Annotated in this window: 18 protein-coding genes and 4 pseudogenes; 12 read left to right on the top strand and 10 right to left on the bottom strand. The window is 42.7% G+C overall.

Annotated features, from left to right (window positions below):
* Window positions 1–45: 45 nt before the first annotated feature.
* Window positions 46–1,287, top strand: coding sequence for a glycosyltransferase (locus tag ACYRY3_RS04965; protein ID WP_460200610.1), 1,242 nt, complete (start codon window positions 46–48; stop codon window positions 1,285–1,287).
* Window positions 1,288–1,666: 379 nt separating this feature from the next.
* Here ACYRY3_RS04965 and ACYRY3_RS04960 read toward each other — a convergent pair whose 3' ends face one another.
* Window positions 1,667–2,275 carry a DUF3318 domain-containing protein gene (locus tag ACYRY3_RS04960; RefSeq protein WP_460200609.1) on the bottom strand — a complete coding sequence of 203 codons (609 nt, stop codon included), beginning with the start codon at window positions 2,273–2,275 and terminating at the stop codon, window positions 1,667–1,669.
* A 180-nt stretch (window positions 2,276–2,455) separates the two neighbouring features.
* Between ACYRY3_RS04960 and ACYRY3_RS04955 the strand changes: the two genes are divergently transcribed.
* A complete protein-coding gene (locus ACYRY3_RS04955) occupies window positions 2,456–2,728 on the top strand; it encodes a hypothetical protein (RefSeq protein ID WP_460200637.1) in 273 nt (90 codons plus the stop codon).
* Window positions 2,729–2,799: 71 nt separating this feature from the next.
* Here the strand turns inward: ACYRY3_RS04955 and ACYRY3_RS04950 are convergent.
* Window positions 2,800–3,975 (bottom strand): annotated as a pseudogene (locus ACYRY3_RS04950) (iron uptake porin); the annotation flags it as partial.
* Here ACYRY3_RS04950 and ACYRY3_RS04945 point away from each other — a divergent pair.
* The 7 genes and pseudogenes from ACYRY3_RS04945 to hpsU form a co-directional block, all read left to right on the top strand.
* Window positions 3,973–4,650: pseudogene (locus ACYRY3_RS04945) on the top strand (transketolase C-terminal domain-containing protein); the annotation flags it as partial. The pseudogenes ACYRY3_RS04950 and ACYRY3_RS04945 sit on opposite strands and share 3 nt — an antisense overlap.
* An 886-nt stretch (window positions 4,651–5,536) precedes the next feature.
* On the top strand, window positions 5,537–8,035 hold the full coding sequence (locus ACYRY3_RS04940; protein WP_460200608.1) for a glycoside hydrolase family 65 protein: 2,499 nt from the start codon (window positions 5,537–5,539) through the stop codon (window positions 8,033–8,035).
* Window positions 8,036–8,595: 560 nt separating this feature from the next.
* Window positions 8,596–9,018, top strand: a complete 423-nt coding sequence (locus ACYRY3_RS04935) for an endonuclease domain-containing protein (RefSeq protein ID WP_460200607.1) — start codon at window positions 8,596–8,598, stop codon at window positions 9,016–9,018.
* A 452-nt stretch (window positions 9,019–9,470) separates the two neighbouring features.
* Entirely contained in the window at window positions 9,471–9,776 is a 306-nt protein-coding gene (locus ACYRY3_RS04930; protein WP_460200606.1) for a circadian clock KaiB family protein, read from the top strand.
* Window positions 9,777–9,815: 39 nt separating this feature from the next.
* The gene (gene kaiC / locus ACYRY3_RS04925; RefSeq protein WP_460200605.1) at window positions 9,816–11,306 is read left to right on the top strand and encodes a circadian clock protein KaiC; all 1,491 of its coding nucleotides are present in this window, start codon (window positions 9,816–9,818) and stop codon (window positions 11,304–11,306) included.
* A 202-nt stretch (window positions 11,307–11,508) separates the two neighbouring features.
* Window positions 11,509–12,813: pseudogene (locus ACYRY3_RS04920) on the top strand (histidine kinase dimerization/phospho-acceptor domain-containing protein); the annotation flags it as partial.
* Window positions 12,805–13,344 carry a hormogonium polysaccharide biosynthesis acetyltransferase HpsU gene (gene hpsU / locus ACYRY3_RS04915; RefSeq protein ID WP_460200636.1) on the top strand — a complete coding sequence of 180 codons (540 nt, stop codon included), beginning with the start codon at window positions 12,805–12,807 and terminating at the stop codon, window positions 13,342–13,344. The pseudogene ACYRY3_RS04920 and the gene hpsU, both read left to right, overlap by 9 nt.
* Here hpsU and ACYRY3_RS04910 read toward each other — a convergent pair.
* The 8 genes and pseudogenes from ACYRY3_RS04910 to ACYRY3_RS04875 all read right to left on the bottom strand — a co-directional run bounded on the left by ACYRY3_RS04910 (window position 13,326) and on the right by ACYRY3_RS04875 (window position 18,493).
* Window positions 13,326–13,715 (bottom strand): hypothetical protein, encoded by a 390-nt coding sequence (locus ACYRY3_RS04910; RefSeq protein WP_460200604.1) that lies wholly within the window; start codon window positions 13,713–13,715, stop codon window positions 13,326–13,328. The genes hpsU and ACYRY3_RS04910 overlap by 19 nt on opposite strands.
* Before the next feature lie 208 nt (window positions 13,716–13,923).
* A complete protein-coding gene (locus ACYRY3_RS04905) occupies window positions 13,924–14,817 on the bottom strand; it encodes an alpha/beta fold hydrolase (RefSeq protein ID WP_460200602.1) in 894 nt (297 codons plus the stop codon).
* A gap of 73 nt (window positions 14,818–14,890) precedes the next feature.
* Window positions 14,891–15,349, bottom strand: coding sequence for a PaaI family thioesterase (locus tag ACYRY3_RS04900; protein WP_460200601.1), 459 nt, complete (start codon window positions 15,347–15,349; stop codon window positions 14,891–14,893).
* Window positions 15,350–15,394: 45 nt separating this feature from the next.
* Window positions 15,395–16,438 (bottom strand): acyl-CoA desaturase, encoded by a 1,044-nt coding sequence (locus tag ACYRY3_RS04895; RefSeq protein WP_460200600.1) that lies wholly within the window; start codon window positions 16,436–16,438, stop codon window positions 15,395–15,397.
* A gap of 6 nt (window positions 16,439–16,444) precedes the next feature.
* Window positions 16,445–17,443, bottom strand: coding sequence for an AMP-binding protein (locus tag ACYRY3_RS04890; protein WP_460200599.1), 999 nt, complete (start codon window positions 17,441–17,443; stop codon window positions 16,445–16,447).
* Between the two features lie 17 nt (window positions 17,444–17,460).
* A pseudogene (locus ACYRY3_RS04885) lies at window positions 17,461–17,577 on the bottom strand (allophycocyanin); the annotation flags it as partial.
* Window positions 17,578–17,789: 212 nt separating this feature from the next.
* On the bottom strand, window positions 17,790–18,077 hold the full coding sequence (locus ACYRY3_RS04880) for a pentapeptide repeat-containing protein (protein ID WP_460200598.1): 288 nt from the start codon (window positions 18,075–18,077) through the stop codon (window positions 17,790–17,792).
* A 143-nt stretch (window positions 18,078–18,220) separates the two neighbouring features.
* On the bottom strand, window positions 18,221–18,493 hold the full coding sequence (locus ACYRY3_RS04875; protein WP_460200597.1) for a hypothetical protein: 273 nt from the start codon (window positions 18,491–18,493) through the stop codon (window positions 18,221–18,223).
* A 449-nt stretch (window positions 18,494–18,942) separates the two neighbouring features.
* Here ACYRY3_RS04875 and ACYRY3_RS04870 point away from each other — a divergent pair, with 449 nt between their 5' ends.
* From ACYRY3_RS04870 to ACYRY3_RS04860, 3 genes are all read left to right on the top strand, one after another.
* Complete coding sequence (locus tag ACYRY3_RS04870) at window positions 18,943–20,208, top strand: MFS transporter (RefSeq protein ID WP_460200596.1); 1,266 nt, start codon at window positions 18,943–18,945, stop codon at window positions 20,206–20,208.
* 251 nt (window positions 20,209–20,459) lie between these two features.
* A complete protein-coding gene (locus ACYRY3_RS04865; protein WP_460200595.1) occupies window positions 20,460–20,654 on the top strand; it encodes a hypothetical protein in 195 nt (64 codons plus the stop codon).
* Between the two features lie 2 nt (window positions 20,655–20,656).
* A partial coding sequence (locus ACYRY3_RS04860; protein ID WP_460200594.1) for a YncE family protein occupies window positions 20,657–21,619 on the top strand: 963 nt, incomplete at its 3' end.

Here is a 21,619-nt window from a genome sequence, read left to right as displayed (position 1 = left end):
TCACCACAGATCGAGAAAACTAGTTGCCCCCATAACCATTTTTCAATGAGTATTATCCAACCTAATTCACTTTTATTAGAACCTACAGGTCCGTTAAGGATTTCTGAGTTGCCACCTCAAAGCTTGGGCATAGGAGAACCAATTCTCTTTTCCCTAGTTATTCCAACTTACAATGAGGCGGCAAATATCAAAAAAATAATCGGGATACTTAATAATTTACTAGATGAGTTCATTCCAGGAAACTACGAACTCATTGTAGTGGATGATAATAGCCCAGATGGTACATGGGACATAGCACAATCTCTGATGAGAGAATATTCTCAACTACGGGTGATGCGACGCCAGCACGAAAAAGGGCTTTCCACTGCCGTCATTCGTGGTTGGCAAGTAGCACGGGGAGAAATTTTAGGGGTTATTGATGGCGATTTGCAGCATCCGCCCCATGTGCTGTCACAACTAATAGATGCTATTGAACGGGGGTCTGATTTAGCAGTTGCTAGCCGTCATGTGGATGGTGGTGGGGTGAGTAAGTGGAGTTTTATCAGACGTTTTTTATCCCGTGGTGCTCAAGTGTTGGGATTGATTATTTTACCGGGAGTACTGGGTAGGGTTTCCGACCCCATGAGTGGTTATTTTATAGTACGTAGAAACTGCTTAGCCGGTCAAACTCTGAATCCAGTTGGGTATAAAATTTTACTAGAAGTTATTGGTCGAGGCAGTGTGGGTCAAATTGCTGAAGTTGGTTATATATTCCGCGAACGCAAAGAAGGTGAAAGTAAGGTAGGATGGAAGCATTATCTAGATTACTTGCATCATTTGATACGCCTGCGGCTTTCAACAGGGAGGTTGGGGAGGTTCAGCCAACACTTGGGTTTTCCCATTGGTCGTTTCATCCGCTTCGGTTTAGTAGGGTTTAGTGGGGTATTTGTGGATATGACCTTGCTTTATTTACTCAGCGACCCGACTACCTTAGATTTACCCCTCACTCTCAGCAAAATGATTGCAGGTGAGATTGCAATTTTCAATAATTTCCTGTGGAATGATATTTGGACGTTTGCTGATGTCTCAAGTCAGCAAAATCAATGGCGACAACGTGTTTTGCGGTTTTTGAAATTCAATATTATCTGCCTTGCCGGTCTCACGTTAAATGTGTTGGTCTTAAAATTGGTATTTACTTTTATTATTCCCAACCGCTACATTGCCAATTTGATTGCCATTGCGGTTGCCACAATTTGGAACTTTTGGGTCAATCTCAAACTTAGTTGGCGGGTAACACAGGTGAAATAACGGGAACAAAAGCTGTGAGTTGTGAGTACTCTAAAATTATTGATGGTGTTGATTTACTTTCTATGGATTTAGGTTTATCTCAGACTCAAAGGGTTTTTCGAGAACAGCATGATATATTTACTGATTTAGAAAAACAAAAAGATTCTTAAGCGGACAGGCACAACCACACCGAACCGCATTCTAGGGACTGATAGCAGTTGGGTCATCCGTGACTCTGTTGACTGAGGACATCTATATGGTAATGCGGTCTATACCAGTGATTGAGGACTTGAGACAGCTGTGCCACTACCGCTTACTACATTAACTCCAGTAGTTATTAGTTAGTAGCTAGTTGTAAAAAACTACTGCTAACCACTAACCACTAACTACTAACCACCAACTACTCCTGACTGATTCCTTTGGGAACTCCCACAGGTGACAAACCAGCCATAACTCGTAAATTTTGGCAGCGGATCAACTCCGTAAAATCCAGCCCCAAACGCCCTTCAATCTTGGCTACCGCCTCAATTGCCGATAACAAATGCTCTGCTGCTTCGGCTTCTGAGTACCCCCGCCGCAGCGCTACACGAATGGCAGCTTCATCAGCAGTTACCTCTGATTGTTGAGAACGGTTCATGCGCCATATCCGAAGCATGGCTAGTCCAGTTAATCCACAGGCTATAACCACACCTACTGCATCTGCTTGGGCTGATTCTACAAATCCGCCCATAAGGCCAGCTATAACTATGCCTTGATAGATGTCAGGCTTAAACCATTTGACACCAATCAACCAACTTACAGTTCGCAGTAATAGCAAGTCGCGTTGCGGCTTGGACAAGCGTCTCCACAGATCGAAGTTAATATATATAGGTCTGTCTTGATTCCAAGGTAGTGGCAAGGAAGCATCAATCACCTTTGGCTGTTCTGGTTTGCTGACAATTTTTGTCAGCATTCGACCAGTCGCAGGCATCATATCTATCAAACGACGTATTTCAGCATTTGGTTCCATCTTAAGGGTCTGCTAGCAGCTATTAGCTATCAGCTTTATCAAAACTTTTGATATATGCTTAAGGATACCTGGTTTGCTCAGTAAAAAAACAAGCACTAGTCAAAACAACTTTTACAGTCATTATTGCTTAAAAACCAATAACTAATGACCAATGACCAACGACCAATGACTAATACTATTATGGACGCTTTTGTTCCCATCCCGCCTGAATGGACAAAACAGGCGATTCATGCTTACGAATTTTGCTGTCCTAAGTGTCACTCAAGTAGTCGAGAGGCTGTACAAGTCTGGATCAATCGTAGATCTCCGGTTCTCACCGAATACAATCGTCGCAAATGGCAGGAGTTTTACCAGTGCCATTGTGGTTGTGCGTGGTGGGCTTGGAGTAACGATCGCCCTCCAAGTGACTTATCATCCTCACGCAACAGCGATAATCCTCACCCAGATATGTAAAAAAAAGCCTGCACAAGCAGGCTTTGATTAAGCCCTACCAAAAAAGGGTAAGGACTGCTGAGGGACTCATTTTAGAAAGTGAAGGTAGTACGCAGTGTACCTACATAAATGGTGTCATTATCGTTATTGTGTTCTGGGTTGAAAATAACTAACACACCAGGGGTAACAGCAATGTTGTCAGTGATCTGCAGTTTGTACAGAGCCTCTAAATGATAGGATGTATCGTCGTCTTCACGACGAACACCATTCTGAATAAAATCGTTATCCGTGGCTTTAGGTGGTTGACCAAAGATAAGGCCGAGTACACTACCTTCTTTACCAAAATCTTTGAGAGCCAGAGTTGCAGCCCAGTAATTAAAGTCCGCATCATCACCTTCGCGAGGACCGCTCTGAGCTTCTGCTTCACTGTAGCCGTACCACCCACCGATAGTTATGTTCCTACCCAGTCTGAAGGCAGCTTCTACGCCGTAGTGATTGGCTGTCAGTGCAGCACCGCCGAAGGGGTTATTTGCGTAGCTACTTCCTGTTGAGGAGAACAGGTTAATATTTCTATTTCCGTTCGTATTTTGATAGGTACGCACGTAGGTCAAACCAATACTAAATGCTTGGCTGGGTTGGAAAGATAACTGACCGACAGCTGAATATGAGCCATTGAAAATACCATTACCCAACCCCGGATCGTTTGCTCCTCCTGCTAGATAACCCGCAGACAAGCTAATGGCTCCTCTTGGGTTGAGAGTTATGGTAGCACCTGCACCACCCTGATTTTGCCGATAGATGGGGCTAAAGCGACCGTAACGACCAATAGCACCCCTAGCATCGCTGGCTAAGTCGGGGTTAAAGTTGTTAATGTTGTCGTAAAATTCACCACCTGCCGCGTCAATTTTGACACGTACTGCCTCACCGAAGTTAAAGGTGTAATTGAGCTTGTCTAGCTCGATATCGTTGTTGTTGTTGTCGTCAAAAGATAGACGAGTCATGTTAGTACCCGTAACGTTCGTACCGTATGGGGTTGTATTACGTGCTTGCAAACGGGTTACTAACAGGTCGTTTCCAGTAAAGCTGGTATTTAATCTCAGACGCACTCTGTCAGAAAAAATGGTGTTTGTCTCCAAGTCATCATTGGAATTGTCGGCTGGACTTGGAGTGCTATCTGGATCGGTGACACCAGAGGGAACGGCTCTCTCATCTCCAAAGACTTCAGATATGTTAAAGATAACTTCCCCAACCAGTTTGGTGGTGGTAGAGAGAACTACTCCAACGTCCTGTGTCACTTCTCCCACTCGGGAATCGATGACATGGCAGACAACACCTGTCACTTCGGTATAAACAATATGTTTGCCGATAACGGGTTAGATGACGGCTACGAAACCCGACTTTATTTCCCAGCAGATGCTGCTCAAATGAAAGCTTGTGTTGAAGCAGTGTTCTTCGATGCAGGGCTGCGGTTTATCTTCTCCACCCGTTCCAAAGTTCCCCACATTCTTGATGCTAATGGCAAAGAGTTCTATGGCGAAGGTTACACCTTTGTCCCTGGCAAAGATGAGGCGATCCGCGAAGGAACAGCAGGTTATATCGTCAGCTATGGCGATGGAGTTTATCGCGCACTTGATGCTGTAGAACGTCTCAAGCAGCAAGGAATTGATGTTGGTTTAATCAATAAAGCCACACTCAATGTCGTAGATGAAGAAACCATCGCTAAAATCGGTGCAGCACCTTTTGTACTGGTTGTGGAATCCATGAGCCGTCGCAACGGTCTTGGTATCCGCTTTGGAACTTGGTTACTTGAGCGCGGATTCACACCCAAGTTCGCTCACATTGGAACTCATCATGAGGGTTGCGGTGGTCTTTGGGAACAGTTCCCCCATCAAGGAATTGACCCCGAAGGCATTATCAATAAAGTTAAGTCATTAATCGCTTAACCCAGTTTCTTTGTAGAGACGTGCTTATGAGCGTCTGTACATACAGCATTTTTTAGATATTGGTAGGGCGCAAGGCATTGCGCCCTTACAATTGGCTGCATCTCACCCATATGAAAACCTTATAAAAACCAGCGTCGATACCCCCAGCAAGAACAATCCAAGACTCCCAATAACCTTCCATCCCTGATATTGTATGTTGTAGGAAGAGACCTAATAAAGACGTACCGTAGGCAGTAGGGTTCTTTCTATGCATCTTCATATAGAACGATATTAGATTACATAATGTTAGATGATAGTTTCTCTACTTCCCAACCTTAGTAGAAGAGCTATCATAAATTGAAAATTGTCAATCTCACCTATGATTGAGTTAACTTTAGCTTTATAAAAGTATAGTTAATGTAGATACGACGGAATTCTAATAACTGAATACAAATAAAGGACTTTCAAATCAAGAAATATCCAACAATCTTTTGTAGAGGAAGACACACAAGCAGTTATACCAACTCTTTGTGAGGTTGCGCCAAATTTCTTCTCTTTCTTTGTGTCCTTTGCGTCCTATGCGCTGGCACGCACGCTAAGCGCAAAGCGCACGCTCCGCGAACGCTATCGCGGTTCGTTATATAATTCGGCGCATCTTCAGACAGAATTGGTATTACCTGAGAAGAGCGGAGTTGCCTCTCCTTGAAAATCTCTAAAGCTTAGTTTTCTTGAATTCCTGTTAAGCAAAACTTCTATAGCGTTTCCTAATCTAGTGGGGTACACCTAGTTGTAAGGGCTCTCGACCGTTCACCCCTACTCTTGTACTTCTGCCTAAGAAATTTTATTACAATGTGTTAAACATAGCACGATTTGAAACTCCAGATTAAAGTCAACTTGGTGAAAGTCAATGCTACAATGTAAACCTATAAACCCTCCCAAATACATCTATCCTCCTGAACCTTGGCGGTGGGTTGAAAAGCAGTTCTATCCCCGTTTCCTGCTACAGATGGAAACACTGTTTTCAACAGCAAATGGCTATTTAGGGATGCGAGGAGTTTTTGAGGAAGGTGCTCCCGTAGGTGAAAATGGCACGTTTATCAATGGTTTTTATGAAACTTGGCCGATTGTCTACGCGGAAGAGGCTTATGGGTTCGCAAAGACAGGGCAGACGATCGTAAATGTCACCGACAGCAAAATTATCAAGCTGTACGTTGATGATGAACCGTTTTATCTGCCTACTGCCAATTTGCTCAGCTATGAACGTTCCCTTGATATGCAAAGCGGTACTCTCGATCGCGACATTTTATGGGAAACACCATCTGGTAAGCAAGTTTCTATCCGATCGCGCCGACTCGTTTCCTTTGTACACCGACATCTGGCAGCCATATCTTATGAAGTGACTCTTCTAAATGCTCAAGCACCCGTTGTGATTTCCTCCGAAATGCACTACGACGCCACAGTTAGTGCTAGTGAAGGCGATCCTCGACTTGCTAAGGGTTTTAAAGAGCGCGTACTCCTACCTCAGTACAATTATATAAAGGATCGTCGCATTATACTCGGTCACATCACTAGAAACAGTCACATGACTTTAGCCTGTGGTGTGGATCATTGGTTTGAAACCCAATGTTCTTACTCTTACGACGGCGAGTGTTCGGAAGATGATGGTAAGGTCGTTTTTTCGGTAGATGCTCAACCCGATGTCCCAATTCGGTTGGTTAAGTACATGACTTATCACACCTCTGACCATTCTCCGACAAAAGAATTATGTGCAAGAGCCGAACGAACACTCGATCGCTCCATATCTGAAGGTTTTGACCATCTGCTAGCAAGCCAACGACAGTACTTGAATGATTTTTGGGAACGCAGCGATATTCAGATTGACGACGTTCCAAATGATTCTGATATACTACCAGATTTAATGCAACAAGCGCTACGCTTCAATCTATTTCAAATATTTCAAGCCTCAGCGCGAGCAGAAGGAGCGGGTGTGGCGGCAAAAGGGCTAACCAGTCAAGCTTATGAAGGACATTACTTTTGGGATATGGAGATTTATGTCCTGCCATTCTTGATTTATACGGCTCCGCGTATTGCCAAAAACTTGCTGATGTTTCGACATAGTATGTTGAACAAGGCACGACAGAGAGCAGAGGAAGTCAACCAAAAAGGAGCGCTGTTTCCGTGGAGAACAATTAATGGTGAAGAGGCGTCTGCCTACTATGCCGCAGGAACTGCTCAATATCACATTGATGCAGATATCGTGTATGCCTTGAAAAAGTATGTTGAAGCAACGGGGGATGAGGAATTTCTCTTTAAAGAAGGGGCAGAGATTTTGGTTGAAACAGCACGGATGTGGTACAGCCTTGGGTTCTTTTCCCAGCGAGTGGGCGGTCAGTTCTGCATTCATGGTGTCACGGGTCCCGATGAATACAACACCGTAGTCAACAATAACACTTATACAAATTTGATGGCACGAGAGAACCTATGGTATGCCGTAAAAACTGTTGAAACTCTTCGCGAACAATACCCTGGCTTGTTTACTGTTTTAGTTGATAAAACCAATCTGGAACTTTCTGAGGTAGAGAACTGGAAAAAGGCAGCGGATAATATTTATCTGCCTTTTGATGAAGGATTGGGAATTCATCTCCAACACGATGGCTTCCTTAACGATGAGGTTTGGGATTTTGAGAATACACCTGCTAGTAAGTATCCGCTGCTACTACACTTTCACCCGCTGGTAATTTACCGACATCAGGTGATTAAGCAAGCAGATATCGTGCTGGCAATGTTTTTATTAGGTCATGAGTTTTCACTCGAACAGAAGCGACGTAACTTCGATTATTACGATCCTCTGACAACGGGAGATTCCTCTCTCTCTGTCTGTATTCAGAGTATTATGGCTTCCGAAATCGGTTATATGTCCAAGGCGATCGCATATGCCAAGTATGCTATCCTCATGGATTTGGGAGATGTGGCTGGTAATACGAAAGACGGTTGCCATATTGCTGCTATGGGAGGAACCTGGATGGTTCTGGTATATGGATTTGCAGGTTTGCGAGACTATAATGGTTGCTTATCTTTCGACCCAAGATTGCCCAAAGTCCTCAAAAGGCTGCAGTTCCCCTTAACAATTCGAGGACAGCGATTGGAAGTGAATATTGATGGCAAATCCGCAACGTATTTGCTAAAGCAGGGAACTGAGTTGACAATCTCTCATCAAGGCAAAGACATTTATCTGTCTGTTGGAATTCCGGTATCGGTAGAATTGAAGCCCGTTCTTGAACTTGAGGGAGGGCCTGTTAAGACAGATGTGCCTCCTGAACCTAATAATGAATCTGAAGAACCCTCTAGTCCTGGCAATCCCACTAACAGTACTAGTCCATTGGAAGTAAGGGATGCCCAAATATAATCGAGAACTGGATTTGGTCGGATTGGTGAAGTGGCATTCCCAGAACTTTGCTTTTGCCCAATCATAACGTGAGGCGATCTGCCGCTATGCTGAGCGCGAAGCTATCGCAGTTTAACTGGATTGTCAGGACGTAAGTTCTGGCTCCGCCGCTTGCCTGATTTTTGTTGTCACCCAGACAAATTATCGTCTGGGTGACAATTACTACTGGGGCCGTGGAGCAGATGGGAGTGGCAAAAATATGCTGGGACAAATTTTAATGGAGGTACGGGAGATTCTGCGACAGCTGAGAAAAGATTAAGTAGGGTGCTTGGGCACTGCTTTAACGTCTTCCTTAATTTTCGGACTCCTTGCCCAAGCACCCTACTTAATCATTCTACAAAACATCTAACTGTCAAACCCAAAATTCAAAGTCTCTCTCCTTATAGGAGAGAGATTTAGAGAGAGGTTTTCCTTTCTTCCGTGAAAAGTAAGTCAGGAATTCTCATCTCCCTGCGAAGGAGTAGTTGAAGAAGAAATCGATCGCAATTGTAAAAAAACAAATCTATTGTCATGTTTATTCAATGACTAACCCAACACCCCGAAAGCCATTTTCAAGTCAAATAGGAACTCACAATATTGTTATCGGACAAAAAGTAAATTCTGCTAAATTGCAAAGAGCTAAAGAACTTCGTCGCGAAATGACGCCAGAAGAAAAAATCCTTTGGCAACATCTACGTGGGAATCGTATGAATGGTTTTCACTTCCGCCGCCAGCAGATTATTGATGGATTTATCACAGATTTTTACTGTCATGCTGCCGCATTAGTGGTAGAAGTGGATGGAGAGATTCATGAACAACAAGTAGAATACGATACAGAACGCGACAAGATTTTGTCAGCACGGGGACTGCGTTTGTTAAGAATAAAAAATGAAGAAGTGCGGCAAAATCTTGATAATGTTTTGGCACTTATTTCTAAGGTATGTCAAGAGCAGTTATCCCCCTAATCCCTATTCCCTCATAGAGAACAAAGAAGAAGAAACTCCCCTCCCCTTGTAGGGGAGGGGTTGGGGGAGAGGTTCGATCGCATTACCCATCCCACCAACATCTACATAATTTTCCGCAAACTAGGTTTGGCTCTACCCATTGACGAATGACTATCCCAATAGCCAGATAAATAAGTTGCGTTTCTTTAGCTACAGGCTGGCTGTCTTCAGGAAGTTGAAAACCAAAACATCTGTCTACTGACACATTTTGCTAATAATTAAAAGACAAAGAGATAAATATTTAGACGTATTTCTTACAGTTATTTAACAGAGTTGTAACTCTTGGTTTCCCTGACTATCGGTTAACAGAAATACTTCGTTAGTCTGAATAAATATAACATTATTCAAACATATAATGACTAAAATAAGAAAAAAAGAATACAAAGATTAACAGGTTATGACTCAAGTGACCGATGAGTGATAAATATTTACTCAAACTTTACATTACTGGATATACACCCAGGTCTCAGCGAGCCATCTCCAATTTAATTCATTTGTGTGAGTCCCACTTAAAAAACCGACATGAAATAATAATCATTGATGTGCTGGAGCAGCCCCAGGTTGCTGAAGCTCAAAAGATTCTAGTGACACCAACTTTAATCAAAGAGTTCCCTTTGCCACAAGTGCGAATTATTGGAGATTTATCAGATACTCAAACGGTCATCTTAGGGCTGAATATTTCACCAAGCAATCGTGATACATTGAAGGACAATGGGTAGTAATCTATATAATCATATTCAGAACATAAAAGTTCAGCGATGAATCCAAACAGCGAACAAGATTTCATTGAGAAGCTTGTTACGGGAATTCCTGGCTATGACCTTTTATCTGACGGAGGGCTGCCAGTTGGTCGGTTAACTTTAGTGGTTGGTACTGCAGGCAGTGGTAAAACTGTCTTTGCTTGTCAGTATATTGCTGAAGGTATTAAACAGGGAGAAAATGGGGTGTTCGTTACCTTGGAAGAATCCCCCCAGTATATCCGGAAAAATATGCGCGGTTTTGGATGGGATATCCGCAGATGGGAGGAAGAAGGTAAATGGGCATTTGTTGATGCATCCCGCCAACTTGAAGACAAACCATTGGTGAGTGGAGAATATGATTTTGATTCTTTACTTGCTCGAATTAGATATGCGATCGCTCAAGTTAATGCAGTCAGAGTTGCGGTAGATTGTTTGGGAGCTATTTTTACCTACACCTCCGATAAAAATCAAGTTCGTAACGACCTATATTTGCTCGCTTCATCCCTAAGACAGATTGACAGTACCATTGTTGTCACTTGCGAACGCAACCAGGAATACGGAGAAATTAGCAGTTACGGTGTAGAAGAGTTCGTTGCCGATAACGTTATTATCCTGCGGAATGTTCTAGTTCAAGAAAAGCGCCGCCGTACTATAGAAATTCTGAAATACAGAGGCAGTTGTCACCACCAGGGCGAATTTCCCTTTTCTATCCTACCTGACAAAGGTATGGTGATTATTCCTCTCTTAACTGCGGATACAACAGAGGATGATACCTTTGATTCCCGCATAACTTCTGGTAATACAGAACTTGATGCAATGTGTGGCGGTGGTTTTTTCCGCAACTCTATTACCCTGGTATCAGGTGCTACAGGTACGGGTAAAACTCTCCTTGCGACTGAGTTTATGTCAGCTGGAGTGCGTCGCCACGAACAGTGCTTGTTGTTTGCTTTTGAGGAAAATCGTAAATTGCTCTTGAGAAATACCCGAGGGTGGAATATGAACTTGAGGCAAATGGAACGCGAAGGAAATTTGCGAGTTGTCTGCCGTCACCCAAAGTCAAGCCGATTGGAAGAGCACCTGATTAGAATGCAGGAAACCATTGAGGAATTTCAACCACATCGAGTGGCGATCGATAGTCTCTCGGCATTAGAGTGGATTTCAACCCCTGGGGCGTTTCGAGAATTTCTCGTGACTCTAAACGCAATGGTCAGACGCCAAAAAATCACTGCACTCTATACTACGACTGCTCCAACCCTTATAGGTGGTACCTCCATCTCGGAAGCTGATATTTATACAACTACAGACACAATTATCTTACTGCGATATGTTGAAGTTTACGGAGAAATTCGCCGGGGAATAACGGTACTCAAAATGCGTGGTTCGGAACACGATAAGCAAATCCGTGAGTTTACAATTGACACCAGAGGTATGCACATCGGAAGAGCCTTCCGCAATATTACAGGTATTTTGGTAGGTAATCCCGTTTCCAGTATCTATAGACCAAGGTGAACCAGCGACCCGATTGGTTCTTCTCATTCTACCGGAAGAGTCACAAACTTAAGCCTTTCGGTAATATGATGGCGGCTCAAAAATGATTATGATTTATTTATCATAGAAAATTCCTTACCAACAAAAAGTAACAAAAGTGGCTGCCAAGTTTAATATCCTACTTCTATTAGACTCGCCCGAAAACAGAGAAAACATCCAGGCGATGTTGGACAGGGAGAGCTTTGCAGCAACTTATAAGTGTATATCAACAAAAGCTGATTATCTCTTACATCTCAATTCTACCTGGAATATTATTGTAGCTGAATATACTTTAAAAGATATAGAAGCTTTGGAAGCATTGTGCTTGGCACAAGCAAAAGGATTGAATATCCCTTTTGTGATTCTTAACAGCACAAATAGTGTCTCCGTTGCTGTAGAGTGCATGAAAAGGGGAGCTACAGACTACCTGTTAAAAGATGAATGGGCACGGCTTCCCCAAGTTATAGAGCAGGCAGTTGTCAAAAAAACACAACCAGCCATGACAGAACCGCTATCGGCAAATTGTGAATTACAAAAAATTGATTTAGAGCAACAGCTGCAACAAAAGAGGGCAGAACTCACAAGACAAGAAAACCGTTCCCAACAAATCGAAGCAGCACTGCATAGAATTGAAGGACAATTGCAAACTCTGATTGCCAAGAATGCTGACGGAACCTTAGTTGTCGATCGGCAAGGCATTGTACGTTTTATCAACCCTGCAGCACTAGCACTTTTTGGTCGCAAACAAGAAGAACTGTTGGGAGAATTATTCGGTTTTCCTGTTGTTGCCAGTGATAATACAGAAGTCGATATTTGCACTTGCAAAAAAGGAAGTGGCTTAACAAACTGTTGCTTGGAAAAAATTGCCCAAATGCGTGTGGTGGAAATTGAGTGGCAGGGAAATATTGCTTATCTTGTCTCTCTAAGAGATATTACAGAACACAAACGGGCTGAAGAAGAGCGAACTAAACTTTTGGAACAGGCTCAAGCAGCTAACCGTGTCAAAGATGAATTTCTCTCCGTTCTGTCTCACGAACTGCGAACACCTCTGAATCCCATATTAGGTTGGGTCAGACTTTTACGAAGTGGCAGGCTTGATTCTGTCAAAGCTTCTGAGGCTTTGGAAACTATTGAACGTAATGCTCGCTTGCAGATACAACTTGTAAATGATTTGTTGAGTGTATCTAAGATTTTGAGCGGTAAGTTAAGTCTCAATCCCGTTACTGTTGACCTGACAACTACCATCGTTGCTGCAATTGAAAGTGTACGTCTTGCTGCTCAATCTAAAGCTATTGAGATAATAACTGTATTTAATGCTAATAAGGCTTTGGTTTTTGGCGATCCCAAACGCTTGCGGCAAATTATGTGGAATCTGCTTTCTAATGCTGTTAAATTTACCCCATCTCAAGGACAAGTCACAATTCGTTTAGATAATGTTGGTTCCTACGTCCAGATTCAAGTCAGCGATACAGGCAAAGGCATTAAACCAGACAAATACGACCAATCTTGGTTTGACCGGGGACGACCCGGTTGGTATATTTTGTTTTGGTGGTTTGTACAAGCGATCGCTTTTCCTCTAACACCTCACCCACTCAATGGTCTGCGCTGCGCCTTGCTGCGTCTGTTTGGTGCGCGTATTGGTCAGGGCGTCTTAATTCGACCCACAGCCCGTTTCACCTATCCTTGGAAAGTGACAATTGGTGACTGCAGTTGGATTGGAGATGACGTTGTTTTCTACAGTCTGGATTGCATCCACGTTGGAGAACACTGCGTGATTTCTCAAAAAAGTTACCTGTGTACTGGAAACCATGACATCCAAGATCCAACTTTCAATCTCAAAACTGCAAGTATTACCATTGGTAATGGCGCATGGGTTGCAGCAGATTGCTTCGTTGGACCGGGAGTCACTATTGGGGCTAATGCCGTAATTGGAGCTCGAAGCAGTGTTTTTAGTGATATCCCCTCGGGACAAGTTTGCTGGGGAACCCCCTGTTTACCTCGTTATGAGAGAAAAATGTAATCAGGTTTGATAATAAAAGCTTGCTGTTGCAGTCGTTCACCTGATGATGTAAAACTAATCTCGCCAGTTGCTCCACATACTGGTCTGTTTCTGTTATGTAGTTCTTTTGGTAATTCCCAACGATTTGTATTTCGTTTCAAGCCCTCGATAATAACTTTGGTACCATCATAAGCTACAGCAGTTCGCCAATTGACTTTTCCTTCGAGTTCTGCCAGTTTGACCATTTCTACTGCGCCTGGGTTGAATAACTCGCCTCCCATTGAGGAACCTAGCAATAAGAGAGAACCTGCTATGACTGGTTCGATACCAACCGCCTGTAGCAAAGGTAATAATACGGTTCCCACAATTGCTGCTGTGCTTGACTGACTCACAATCGCCATATTTACTCTGTAGTCTGCTTTTAGAGAAATGGTATAAGGACTTGTGAAGTCAACTGAAGGATGAAGTATAAATTATAAAGTAATTTCCATCAAGAAATTCAGGTGCTTGAAATTAGTAGGATTCTTGCCGTCTGCGTTTCATCAAGCAACCCATTGCACCAGCAAAAATCCAGCAATGATATTTGTAATTCAACCAGTTTTAACCTACTAAATTCTTGACTGATTCAGCGAAAATTTTAGGAGCTTCAACCTCAGGAGAGTGACCCGCCTTTTGAATATATACTTCTTCAAAATCAAGAGTTAACTGGCGAGTCAGACTTTTATCAGTTTTTGCGTGGGAACCATCACATTCTCCCCAAATAATCAGACTAGGTTGTTTAACTGGGTCTAAATCCGGTTGCTGTTCTTTCAAGTAAAATTGAAAGCACGAAGCTAGAGAAAAACACGCACCCAACTTGTAAGACCACAGTGCTCTTTCTGTTAATTTCTGCGCCGTTTTAGAATCTGCAGTTACTAGATCGAACCAGTTCCCACTACGCTTTTCTTTTAAAAAATGTAAAGCTATTTGACCCAAAAAAGGTGTAGAGAGAATACCTTGAGGATCTCTTCCTTTTTTCCACTCCAAAGCACCTTGCCAGGTGGGAATTTGATTGAGAACCATGTGAGAAACTAACTCAGGGTGAAGGTTAGCAATTTTTATGGCACAAAACCCCAAAAGACAAGGAAAGCTTAATATATAAGGACCTAAATTGAGACGGGTTAAGAACTGAACTAAGGTTGTTGTAATAAAGTCAAAATCATACCTAAAACCCAATCCCTTTGGCAACGAAAATCCAAATCCCGGTATTTCAAAGACAATGACTCTAAAATAACGAGAAAGCTCTGCAATTGTCTGGTCGTAAGACTCAATAGTTAAGGGGGGGTCTGTATTGAGTACAATAGTGGGTTTATTTTCTCCAGTAATACAATAGCGTATCCATGTTATTCCCATATCTATAAATTGGATATTAGACCGAGACTGACTAGCGGGACCGTGGATTATTGAGGAACTTCTTAAGGTTGGGAAAACCGTATCAATTAAGGTCGCAAACATAGTAAAGTTTCTTGAGAGGAAATTATGGTAGTATCAGGCAGTTTTCGTTACTAAAACGATCGCTTGCTGTGATTCAACCATAAGGTGTTACAGTAGCTAAACCAGTAGAAACAAGGGTTTCTTTAGTCCCTTTTACAGAAAACACATCAGCCCTGGTAATAACTTGACTGAAAGTTGATTTAATGACATAACCTCTAGCAATTAGTTTTTCACCAACGGCAGGGGCGATAAAGTTCAGTTTGTATTCGGCAGTCACCACATCACCCACCTTAGAAGCTGCAGCCCAACAACAGGCACTATCAACTAAAAAACCAATCACAGCCCCGTGGGTAAAACCATTATGCTGCTTTAATTCTTCTCGCATGGAGATGGTTAATTCGGCAAAGCCATCCTCACAAGCAGTGATATCTACATTCATCCAGACTGTAAAGGGAGAGGTTTGGATTTTTTCTTTTAAGGAAACAAGATTGGCGGGGGTTCTGATTTTGGCAGTAGTGCTCTTCAATTTTTCGGTCTTGATTGTAGTATCCATAAATGACAAACTCCTGATATGTTGCAATAATTTCCTACCAAAAACTCAACTCACAATTCCGGAATTAACCCTTTTTGCTTTTACTTGTTCTGGAGTTGGTCGCTTGACGTTCCAAGCCAAGCCAAGCTTTTCAAGCAAGGTAATAAATGAACCACTCGGATCGATTTGCCACCAATCAATGTTGAGTAGGGCAGAACCCGGAAAAGCATGGTGATTGTTGTGCCATGATAGTCCTAAACTTGGAATAGCTAAAAACCAAATATTGCTACTCTGACTGTTGGCTTGATCTACAAACGGACGAGTCCCGAATAGATGACAGCCGGCTCGAATCATTAAATCTCCTATCAGGGTCATGACACAAAATCTGAAACATCCTCCCCACAGAAAGGCAGTCCATGCCCCGTGCCCAGTTCCGGTAAATAAGAAACCTAATAAAGCTGGCAAGAAGAACGAGACCAAAACGATGCCATAAAAATAGTTATTGATAACAACCATTGCTGGTTCAGCCAGTAAGTCTTTGGCATATCGTTCCGGTGAAGGAATTTGGTTTGTTTTAGGGTTGTACTTCCAGCCAAAAAAGGCATGCCAGATATTTTTGAGCCTAGCCCAAGGTGTTTCAGCGTCAAAGTAATGGGGTGAATGGAGATCGCCCTCACGATCGGCATAGATGTGATGGCAACGATGATAAGCCGCATACTCAAGAATGGGCGCTTCACCTACCATAGAGCCAGCAACCGCCAGCAGAATGCGTAGGGGTTTGGCTACTTTATAGCTTTTATGGGCAAACAGTCTGTGCATTCCTGCTTCTCCCCCCAAGCCAATAAAGTTAAACATGAAGAGCAGAATCCCCAAGTCAGTCCAACTTATGCCATGATTCCGAAAAGAAGCGATCGCGGCAATTGCACCGATTAAACTGACTATATCTATGGTAGGATACCACGCGTATCTAATCCATTTCCTCATCCCAGAAAGGGGTTTGTATTGAGGATGGTTATTATCTATTTCTAAAGATTGGAATACTTCAGTGACTTCTGTAACGAAAGACTGCTCTTGCATTTGAGCTACATAGCTTGGTAGTTGACTAGACATAAAGTGTTACCCTTCAGAGACTTGCGTGACTTTTTCAAGGCTTTTAAGTTCTTGCAACAGATACAGCAACTTGGTACGCTGTCGTTGAATTTTTCCGCTAGTGGTTTTGGGAATGTTATTTAACGGGAGGACTACAGTTTCATGTACCGTCAGTTGGTAATGGTTATAGACAGCAGTCTTAACCGCTTGTTGGATTTCATCCTCATAAATATAGATTTGCTGGTAAAACTGACGAGCCACTTCAGTAACAACCACCAATTTTGGAGAATAAGTACCGGAGACTGAAAACACGACACAATTGCTTTCGTGTAAAGCTGGGTGAGAAAGTTTGACCGTTTCTTCAATATCTTGGGGATAGTAGTTTTTCCCATCAATCACAATCAAGTCTTTGAGTCGCCCCGTAATATACAGCCTGCGCTGGGAATCGAGAAAACCTAAATCTCCTGTCCGCAGAAATTGCAATCCATCTCGAAAAACAAATGTTTCCTGATTTTTATCGGGTTTTTGCCAGTAACCTCGCGTAATACTCGGTCCAGCAATCCAGATTTCTCCAATGTGATGGGAAGGACATTCTACCAAAGTTTCAGGATTGATGATTTGTAAGGACAGCTCTGCCATAATCTGACCATTGCTAACCACAGTACGGGTATTGCCTGTCTGCCCTGACGCATCTGCATCCAGGACTTCATTCCCGCTACAAGGGATAGTCAAAGCCAAAGGTTCTTCAGATCGATCTGTACCGCTAACAATTAAGGTTGCTTCTGCCAAACCATAACAGGGTAAAAATTCCTTTGGCAAGGCAATGTCACTCACGACTATATAAGGTTGCCATTGCTCAAATATCTCCAGAGCTTGCGGGACTGAAAACGCTTGTTTTACCTCAACACCATAGAGTTGCAGGAGGATCGTCATCAAATCGCAGCAATCGACATTATTGTCTACGATGAGTACTTGCAGCCCTTGGAGGCTTGCAAGATTATTAAGAAATCTATTACTTGGATACATAGCTACGCCAATTGAGAAAGTTGTAGACGGTGCTGACTGCTCTTAACAAAGATATTGATCTGGTCTAGTTCTCCCGGAGTGAAATAGCGAACCTCTGCATCTGCATTTAGAATCATCTTAGTAATAATACTTATTACGAACTCCTGAAAGATTTAAATTAGGTCTACGCATATTGATGACTGCTGCAATGAACAGCATCCCTTCTCCTAAAGCATGACAAGGCACTGTTTCATTTCGAGGTTTATTTGATTAACTACGACCTGAAAAATAATCTGTAGCATCTAACAATGAGCAGTGCCTTTAGATGAAAGACACTGCTCACCAATAACAGATTTATTGTCAAGCGTTAGCTAAAGAAATAATTGGCAGATTCTAAGAGATCGTTGTGTGTTCTTCCATCAGGCATTTTTGCCCCCCTCAGATTTGCCCTACTGAGATTGGCTCCTTTAAGTCCAACCCAGTTTAAGTTAGCGTTGCTTAAATCTGAGCCGCTCAAGTCTGCGTTACTCAAATGTGCGCCACTCAAATCTACTCCACTTAAATTAGCTTTAGGCAGGCTGATTCCTCTCCAGTCTGCCTGTCTAAAATTTCTTTCTCCGGCTGCGTATCGTTTTAAAACTTCATTGGCATCCATATTGGCTGCCTCACAATGTGTAGCGTTATCGCTGTTTACATTTCTATTATAACTCACAATCCATCATTATAACATTACGAGTTTACTCTTTGCGATCGCATCTTGTTAGGTTGTGTTGCTTAATGCAGTGCCATTCAAGTCAATCAACTGTTCTGTAATATTTTTTGCGACACAACTATCTGATTTGCTTCCTCAACTCCGGCATTCAGCGCTTGGTCTGGTGTACCGTAGCAACCGAACAAGCACGAGTCAAAGTCCGCAATGGGGACTGTGTTGCGTTCTAATACGTCATGAATGGCAATCGCGTAGGAGTATTTTTTTTTTAGTAGAGGATGGGGATGCACCGCCACATACCACGGTGTATGAGTCCCAAACTCAGAAAGAGTGCCTATTTTTTCAAGGATTGGTTTGTTCATTGTCGCCTGAAACTTTCTTCGCTTTAGTTGCAAAACGCTGTCCTAAATAACGTAACTGTTCAGGGGGTAGAAGTGCGATCGCAAAAAAGTTAACTTTAACTGGGACAGCAGTAACGTACTACATAAAGTAGATATCATTCAACTATAGCCCGTTTTTTCTGTTGTTTTCACCATCCCAAGAGGGAGAAGTAATTGAGAGTGAGACAAATCTTTAACTAACTATATTGATTGTCAAGAATTTATGTACACAAACCTACATAACTTATACTTTGTCATACTGAGGTTTTCGCAAGCATTGTCACAAAAAATTAGGGTTCTTTACTTTAAAAATGTATGATACCCTAATGATTAGCTTATCTAAATAATTTTTCAGAGAAAGTGTATCCTACTTGTAGGGTCTGACACAGAGCAATTATCGCAAATTTTAGAAGGGTAATCTCTACTCAAAAATGTCTTCAAGTAAACGGAATTCAAATCTCAACAGCGCTCAAGTTGCACAACACGACCCCTTTGCAGCCTTGAGGTTTCGAGACTATCGCCTCTTTACCATCGGGCGTGTTCTCTTGTTTACGGGAGCACAAATGCAGTCTGTAGCAATCGGTTGGGAACTTTACGATCGCACTGGCTCAGCTATGGTGTTAGGTGGTGTAGGTTTGGCACAAGTGTTGCCGATGATTGCTCTGACCTTGATTGCAGGACACGTAGCAGATCGCAGCGATCGCAAACGAACCATGCTACTCTCAGTCATACTGCTAGTTATTTGCTCCCTGGCTTTAGCAGTGCTTTCTTTTACTCAAAGTACAATTGTTCTAGTTTATACGTGTTTGCTGTTAACAGGTGTAGCTAGGGCGTTCCTCAAGCCTGCTAGCGATGCTTTGATGTGGCAGTTAATACCTGTCAGTGTTTTCACAAATGCTGCAACTTGGAATAGTAGTAGCTTTCAGTTAGCATCAGTCATTGGTCCTGCCTTGGGAGGATTTGCGATCGCTGCTTTTGGAGGTGCCACGGGGGTATACGTACTAGCCGCAGTAGCAGCGCTGTTGTGTTTTGCTTTAACAGTAGCGATAAAAGAACAAAAGACAACCCTTTCAAAGGAACCAATATCACTCAAAGCACTATCAGCTGGTGCTCAGTTTGTCTGGCAGAATCAGGTCATCCTAGCAGCAATCACCCTGGATCTATTTGCCGTATTACTTGGGGGATCGGTTGCATTGCTACCTATTTTTGCCAAGGATATTTTGCGGGTCGGTCCACTAGAGTTAGGCTACCTACAAGCCGCCCCTTCCATTGGCGCACTCATCATGGCGGTAGTATTGGCCCATATGCCACCATTACGTAAAGCAGGACCAGCCTTACTTTGGTCTGTAGTGGGCTTTGGCGTTGTCACGATTATTTTTGGGCTATCTCGTTGGTTTTGGCTATCACTGCTGATGCTGGCGCTGAGTGGGGCACTAGATAGTATTAGTGTTGTGATTCGTCATACCTTGGTTCAAATCCGAACTCCCGACCACTTGCGCGGTCGAGTTGCTGCCATTAATAGTGTCTTTATTAGTGCTTCTAATGAGTTAGGAGGTTTTGAATCAGGGTTAGCTGCAGCCTTGTTTGGCCCGGTAATTTCTGTAGTTGGTGGTGGAATTGGCACGATTGTCGTGGTAATTGTGGTAGCTGCAATCTGGCCCAAAATTCGCAAGCTAGGAGCCTTGCAGGAGTCATGATCAAATAGACAGCCATTTAAGATTAATGTGTAAAAAAGAACATTTGTAGAGACCAGCCATGCTTAGTCTCTACATTGTAAAATTTATGAAAATTTTATACTACTAAAGCTTGATTAATTAACCGTATTTATAGTAATGTTTTACAGTCCGTCATAATTGCAACTTTTACAAAATGCAGTCAATCTGACATCAACCTTACTGTCTTCAAGCTTAACCGACGTTTTTTAATTCACTACACAAAGAGAATTTCTGTGCGGATTGCGATTGATAATCACAGCAGTATTGTCTTGTGTTATTCAAGTCTCGAACGTCATTTCCAAATCCGAGGTTTTTTAACTTTGCAAAAGACAAGCGATCGCTTGTTATACAACGCTTTTACCAACACAATCAAACAGGCTATGAAGCTTTTTACAGACAGCTTGATGTACTTGAATGAGGAAAGTTAAAGATGAAGAAATTGTTACTTCCATTTCTATTTTTCGTTGGTATTGTTTGGGTTATATTTACCCAAGTCCCCCTTCCACTTCACAATAATTTTTCTCTATCAGCCTCAGCCAAACAACCAAAGAATCCCTCAGCTTATGAGGTTTGGGCTATTGACCAAGCAGATTCCTTTGATGGTACTCCCTTGGGAGGCAATCTCTATGTTCTATCAGGTGACGACCAAGACTTTTTAAGAGGTAATGCAAAGGTTGAGAAAGTTAATTTAGCTGCCAGCGCCAGGAAAAAAGGTCTTGCAGCAGGTCAAAAACCCCACTGGATTGCTTTCAATCAGGGAGCTACACATGCAATTGTGGGACACGCGACAACGGCTCAGGTCTATGCAATTGATGCCGATAAACGTGAAGTTGTAGATTCGATTCTTCCACCAGGATTACCAAACTCAAACTCCCACGCTGTGTCCGTCTCAAAGGATAACAACTTCGTATTTGTTGCAGATACTCCCGGTCAACGGATTCATAAGATTTCCACAAATTATGAGGCATCCGGAGATAAAATTTTTGGTGAAGTTAAAACCTTGGACTTCAATATTCCGGAGACAAAGACAGCCTTAGGAACTCCCACTGCCCGACCAGTGGTAGCTGTAGTCGATGACACAGGTAAGTTCGTTTATGTCACGTTTGCGGATGGTGGGGTGGCGATCGTCAATGCAGAAACACTGAGCATAGCCCACATTTACAATAAAGAAGAAGTCACCTTCAATGGATTGGTTGCTTCTCAGATTGGCGACAACTTTATCACCAACGCAGGTAATGCTAACCCCCAAGTAGCTGACTTTGTCTATGTTTATAACCACAAGTCTCTGCTAGAAAATCCCTCGGAGCGTCCAGATTTCATTAAAGTTCCTCAATCTGGTAATGATGTTCATGGTGTGATAGTAGTTCGTGACAAATACTTATGGCAACTTAAC

The organism is Scytonema sp. NUACC21, assembly GCF_054684315.1.
Note: the sequence above shows the minus strand (reverse complement) of the source record. Positions and strands in the feature narration are given on the sequence as shown.

Bases quoted from the DNA above. Each gene is read 5' to 3' on its own strand.
- ACYRY3_RS04965 (WP_460200610.1), top strand. From the start codon at position 46: ATGAGTATTATCCAACCTAATTCACTTTTATTAGAACCTACAGGTCCG.
- ACYRY3_RS04960 (WP_460200609.1), bottom strand. From the start codon at position 2,275: ATGGAACCAAATGCTGAAATACGTCGTTTGATAGATATGATGCCTGCG.
- ACYRY3_RS04955 (WP_460200637.1), top strand. From the start codon at position 2,456: ATGGACGCTTTTGTTCCCATCCCGCCTGAATGGACAAAACAGGCGATT.
- ACYRY3_RS04940 (WP_460200608.1), top strand. From the start codon at position 5,537: ATGCTACAATGTAAACCTATAAACCCTCCCAAATACATCTATCCTCCT.
- ACYRY3_RS04935 (WP_460200607.1), top strand. From the start codon at position 8,596: ATGACTAACCCAACACCCCGAAAGCCATTTTCAAGTCAAATAGGAACT.
- ACYRY3_RS04930 (WP_460200606.1), top strand. From the start codon at position 9,471: ATGAGTGATAAATATTTACTCAAACTTTACATTACTGGATATACACCC.
- kaiC (WP_460200605.1), top strand. From the start codon at position 9,816: ATGAATCCAAACAGCGAACAAGATTTCATTGAGAAGCTTGTTACGGGA.
- ACYRY3_RS04905 (WP_460200602.1), bottom strand. From the start codon at position 14,817: ATGTTTGCGACCTTAATTGATACGGTTTTCCCAACCTTAAGAAGTTCC.
- ACYRY3_RS04900 (WP_460200601.1), bottom strand. From the start codon at position 15,349: ATGGATACTACAATCAAGACCGAAAAATTGAAGAGCACTACTGCCAAA.
- ACYRY3_RS04895 (WP_460200600.1), bottom strand. From the start codon at position 16,438: ATGTCTAGTCAACTACCAAGCTATGTAGCTCAAATGCAAGAGCAGTCT.
- ACYRY3_RS04890 (WP_460200599.1), bottom strand. From the start codon at position 17,443: ATGTATCCAAGTAATAGATTTCTTAATAATCTTGCAAGCCTCCAAGGG.
- ACYRY3_RS04880 (WP_460200598.1), bottom strand. From the start codon at position 18,077: ATGGATGCCAATGAAGTTTTAAAACGATACGCAGCCGGAGAAAGAAAT.
- ACYRY3_RS04875 (WP_460200597.1), bottom strand. From the start codon at position 18,493: ATGAACAAACCAATCCTTGAAAAAATAGGCACTCTTTCTGAGTTTGGG.
- ACYRY3_RS04870 (WP_460200596.1), top strand. From the start codon at position 18,943: ATGTCTTCAAGTAAACGGAATTCAAATCTCAACAGCGCTCAAGTTGCA.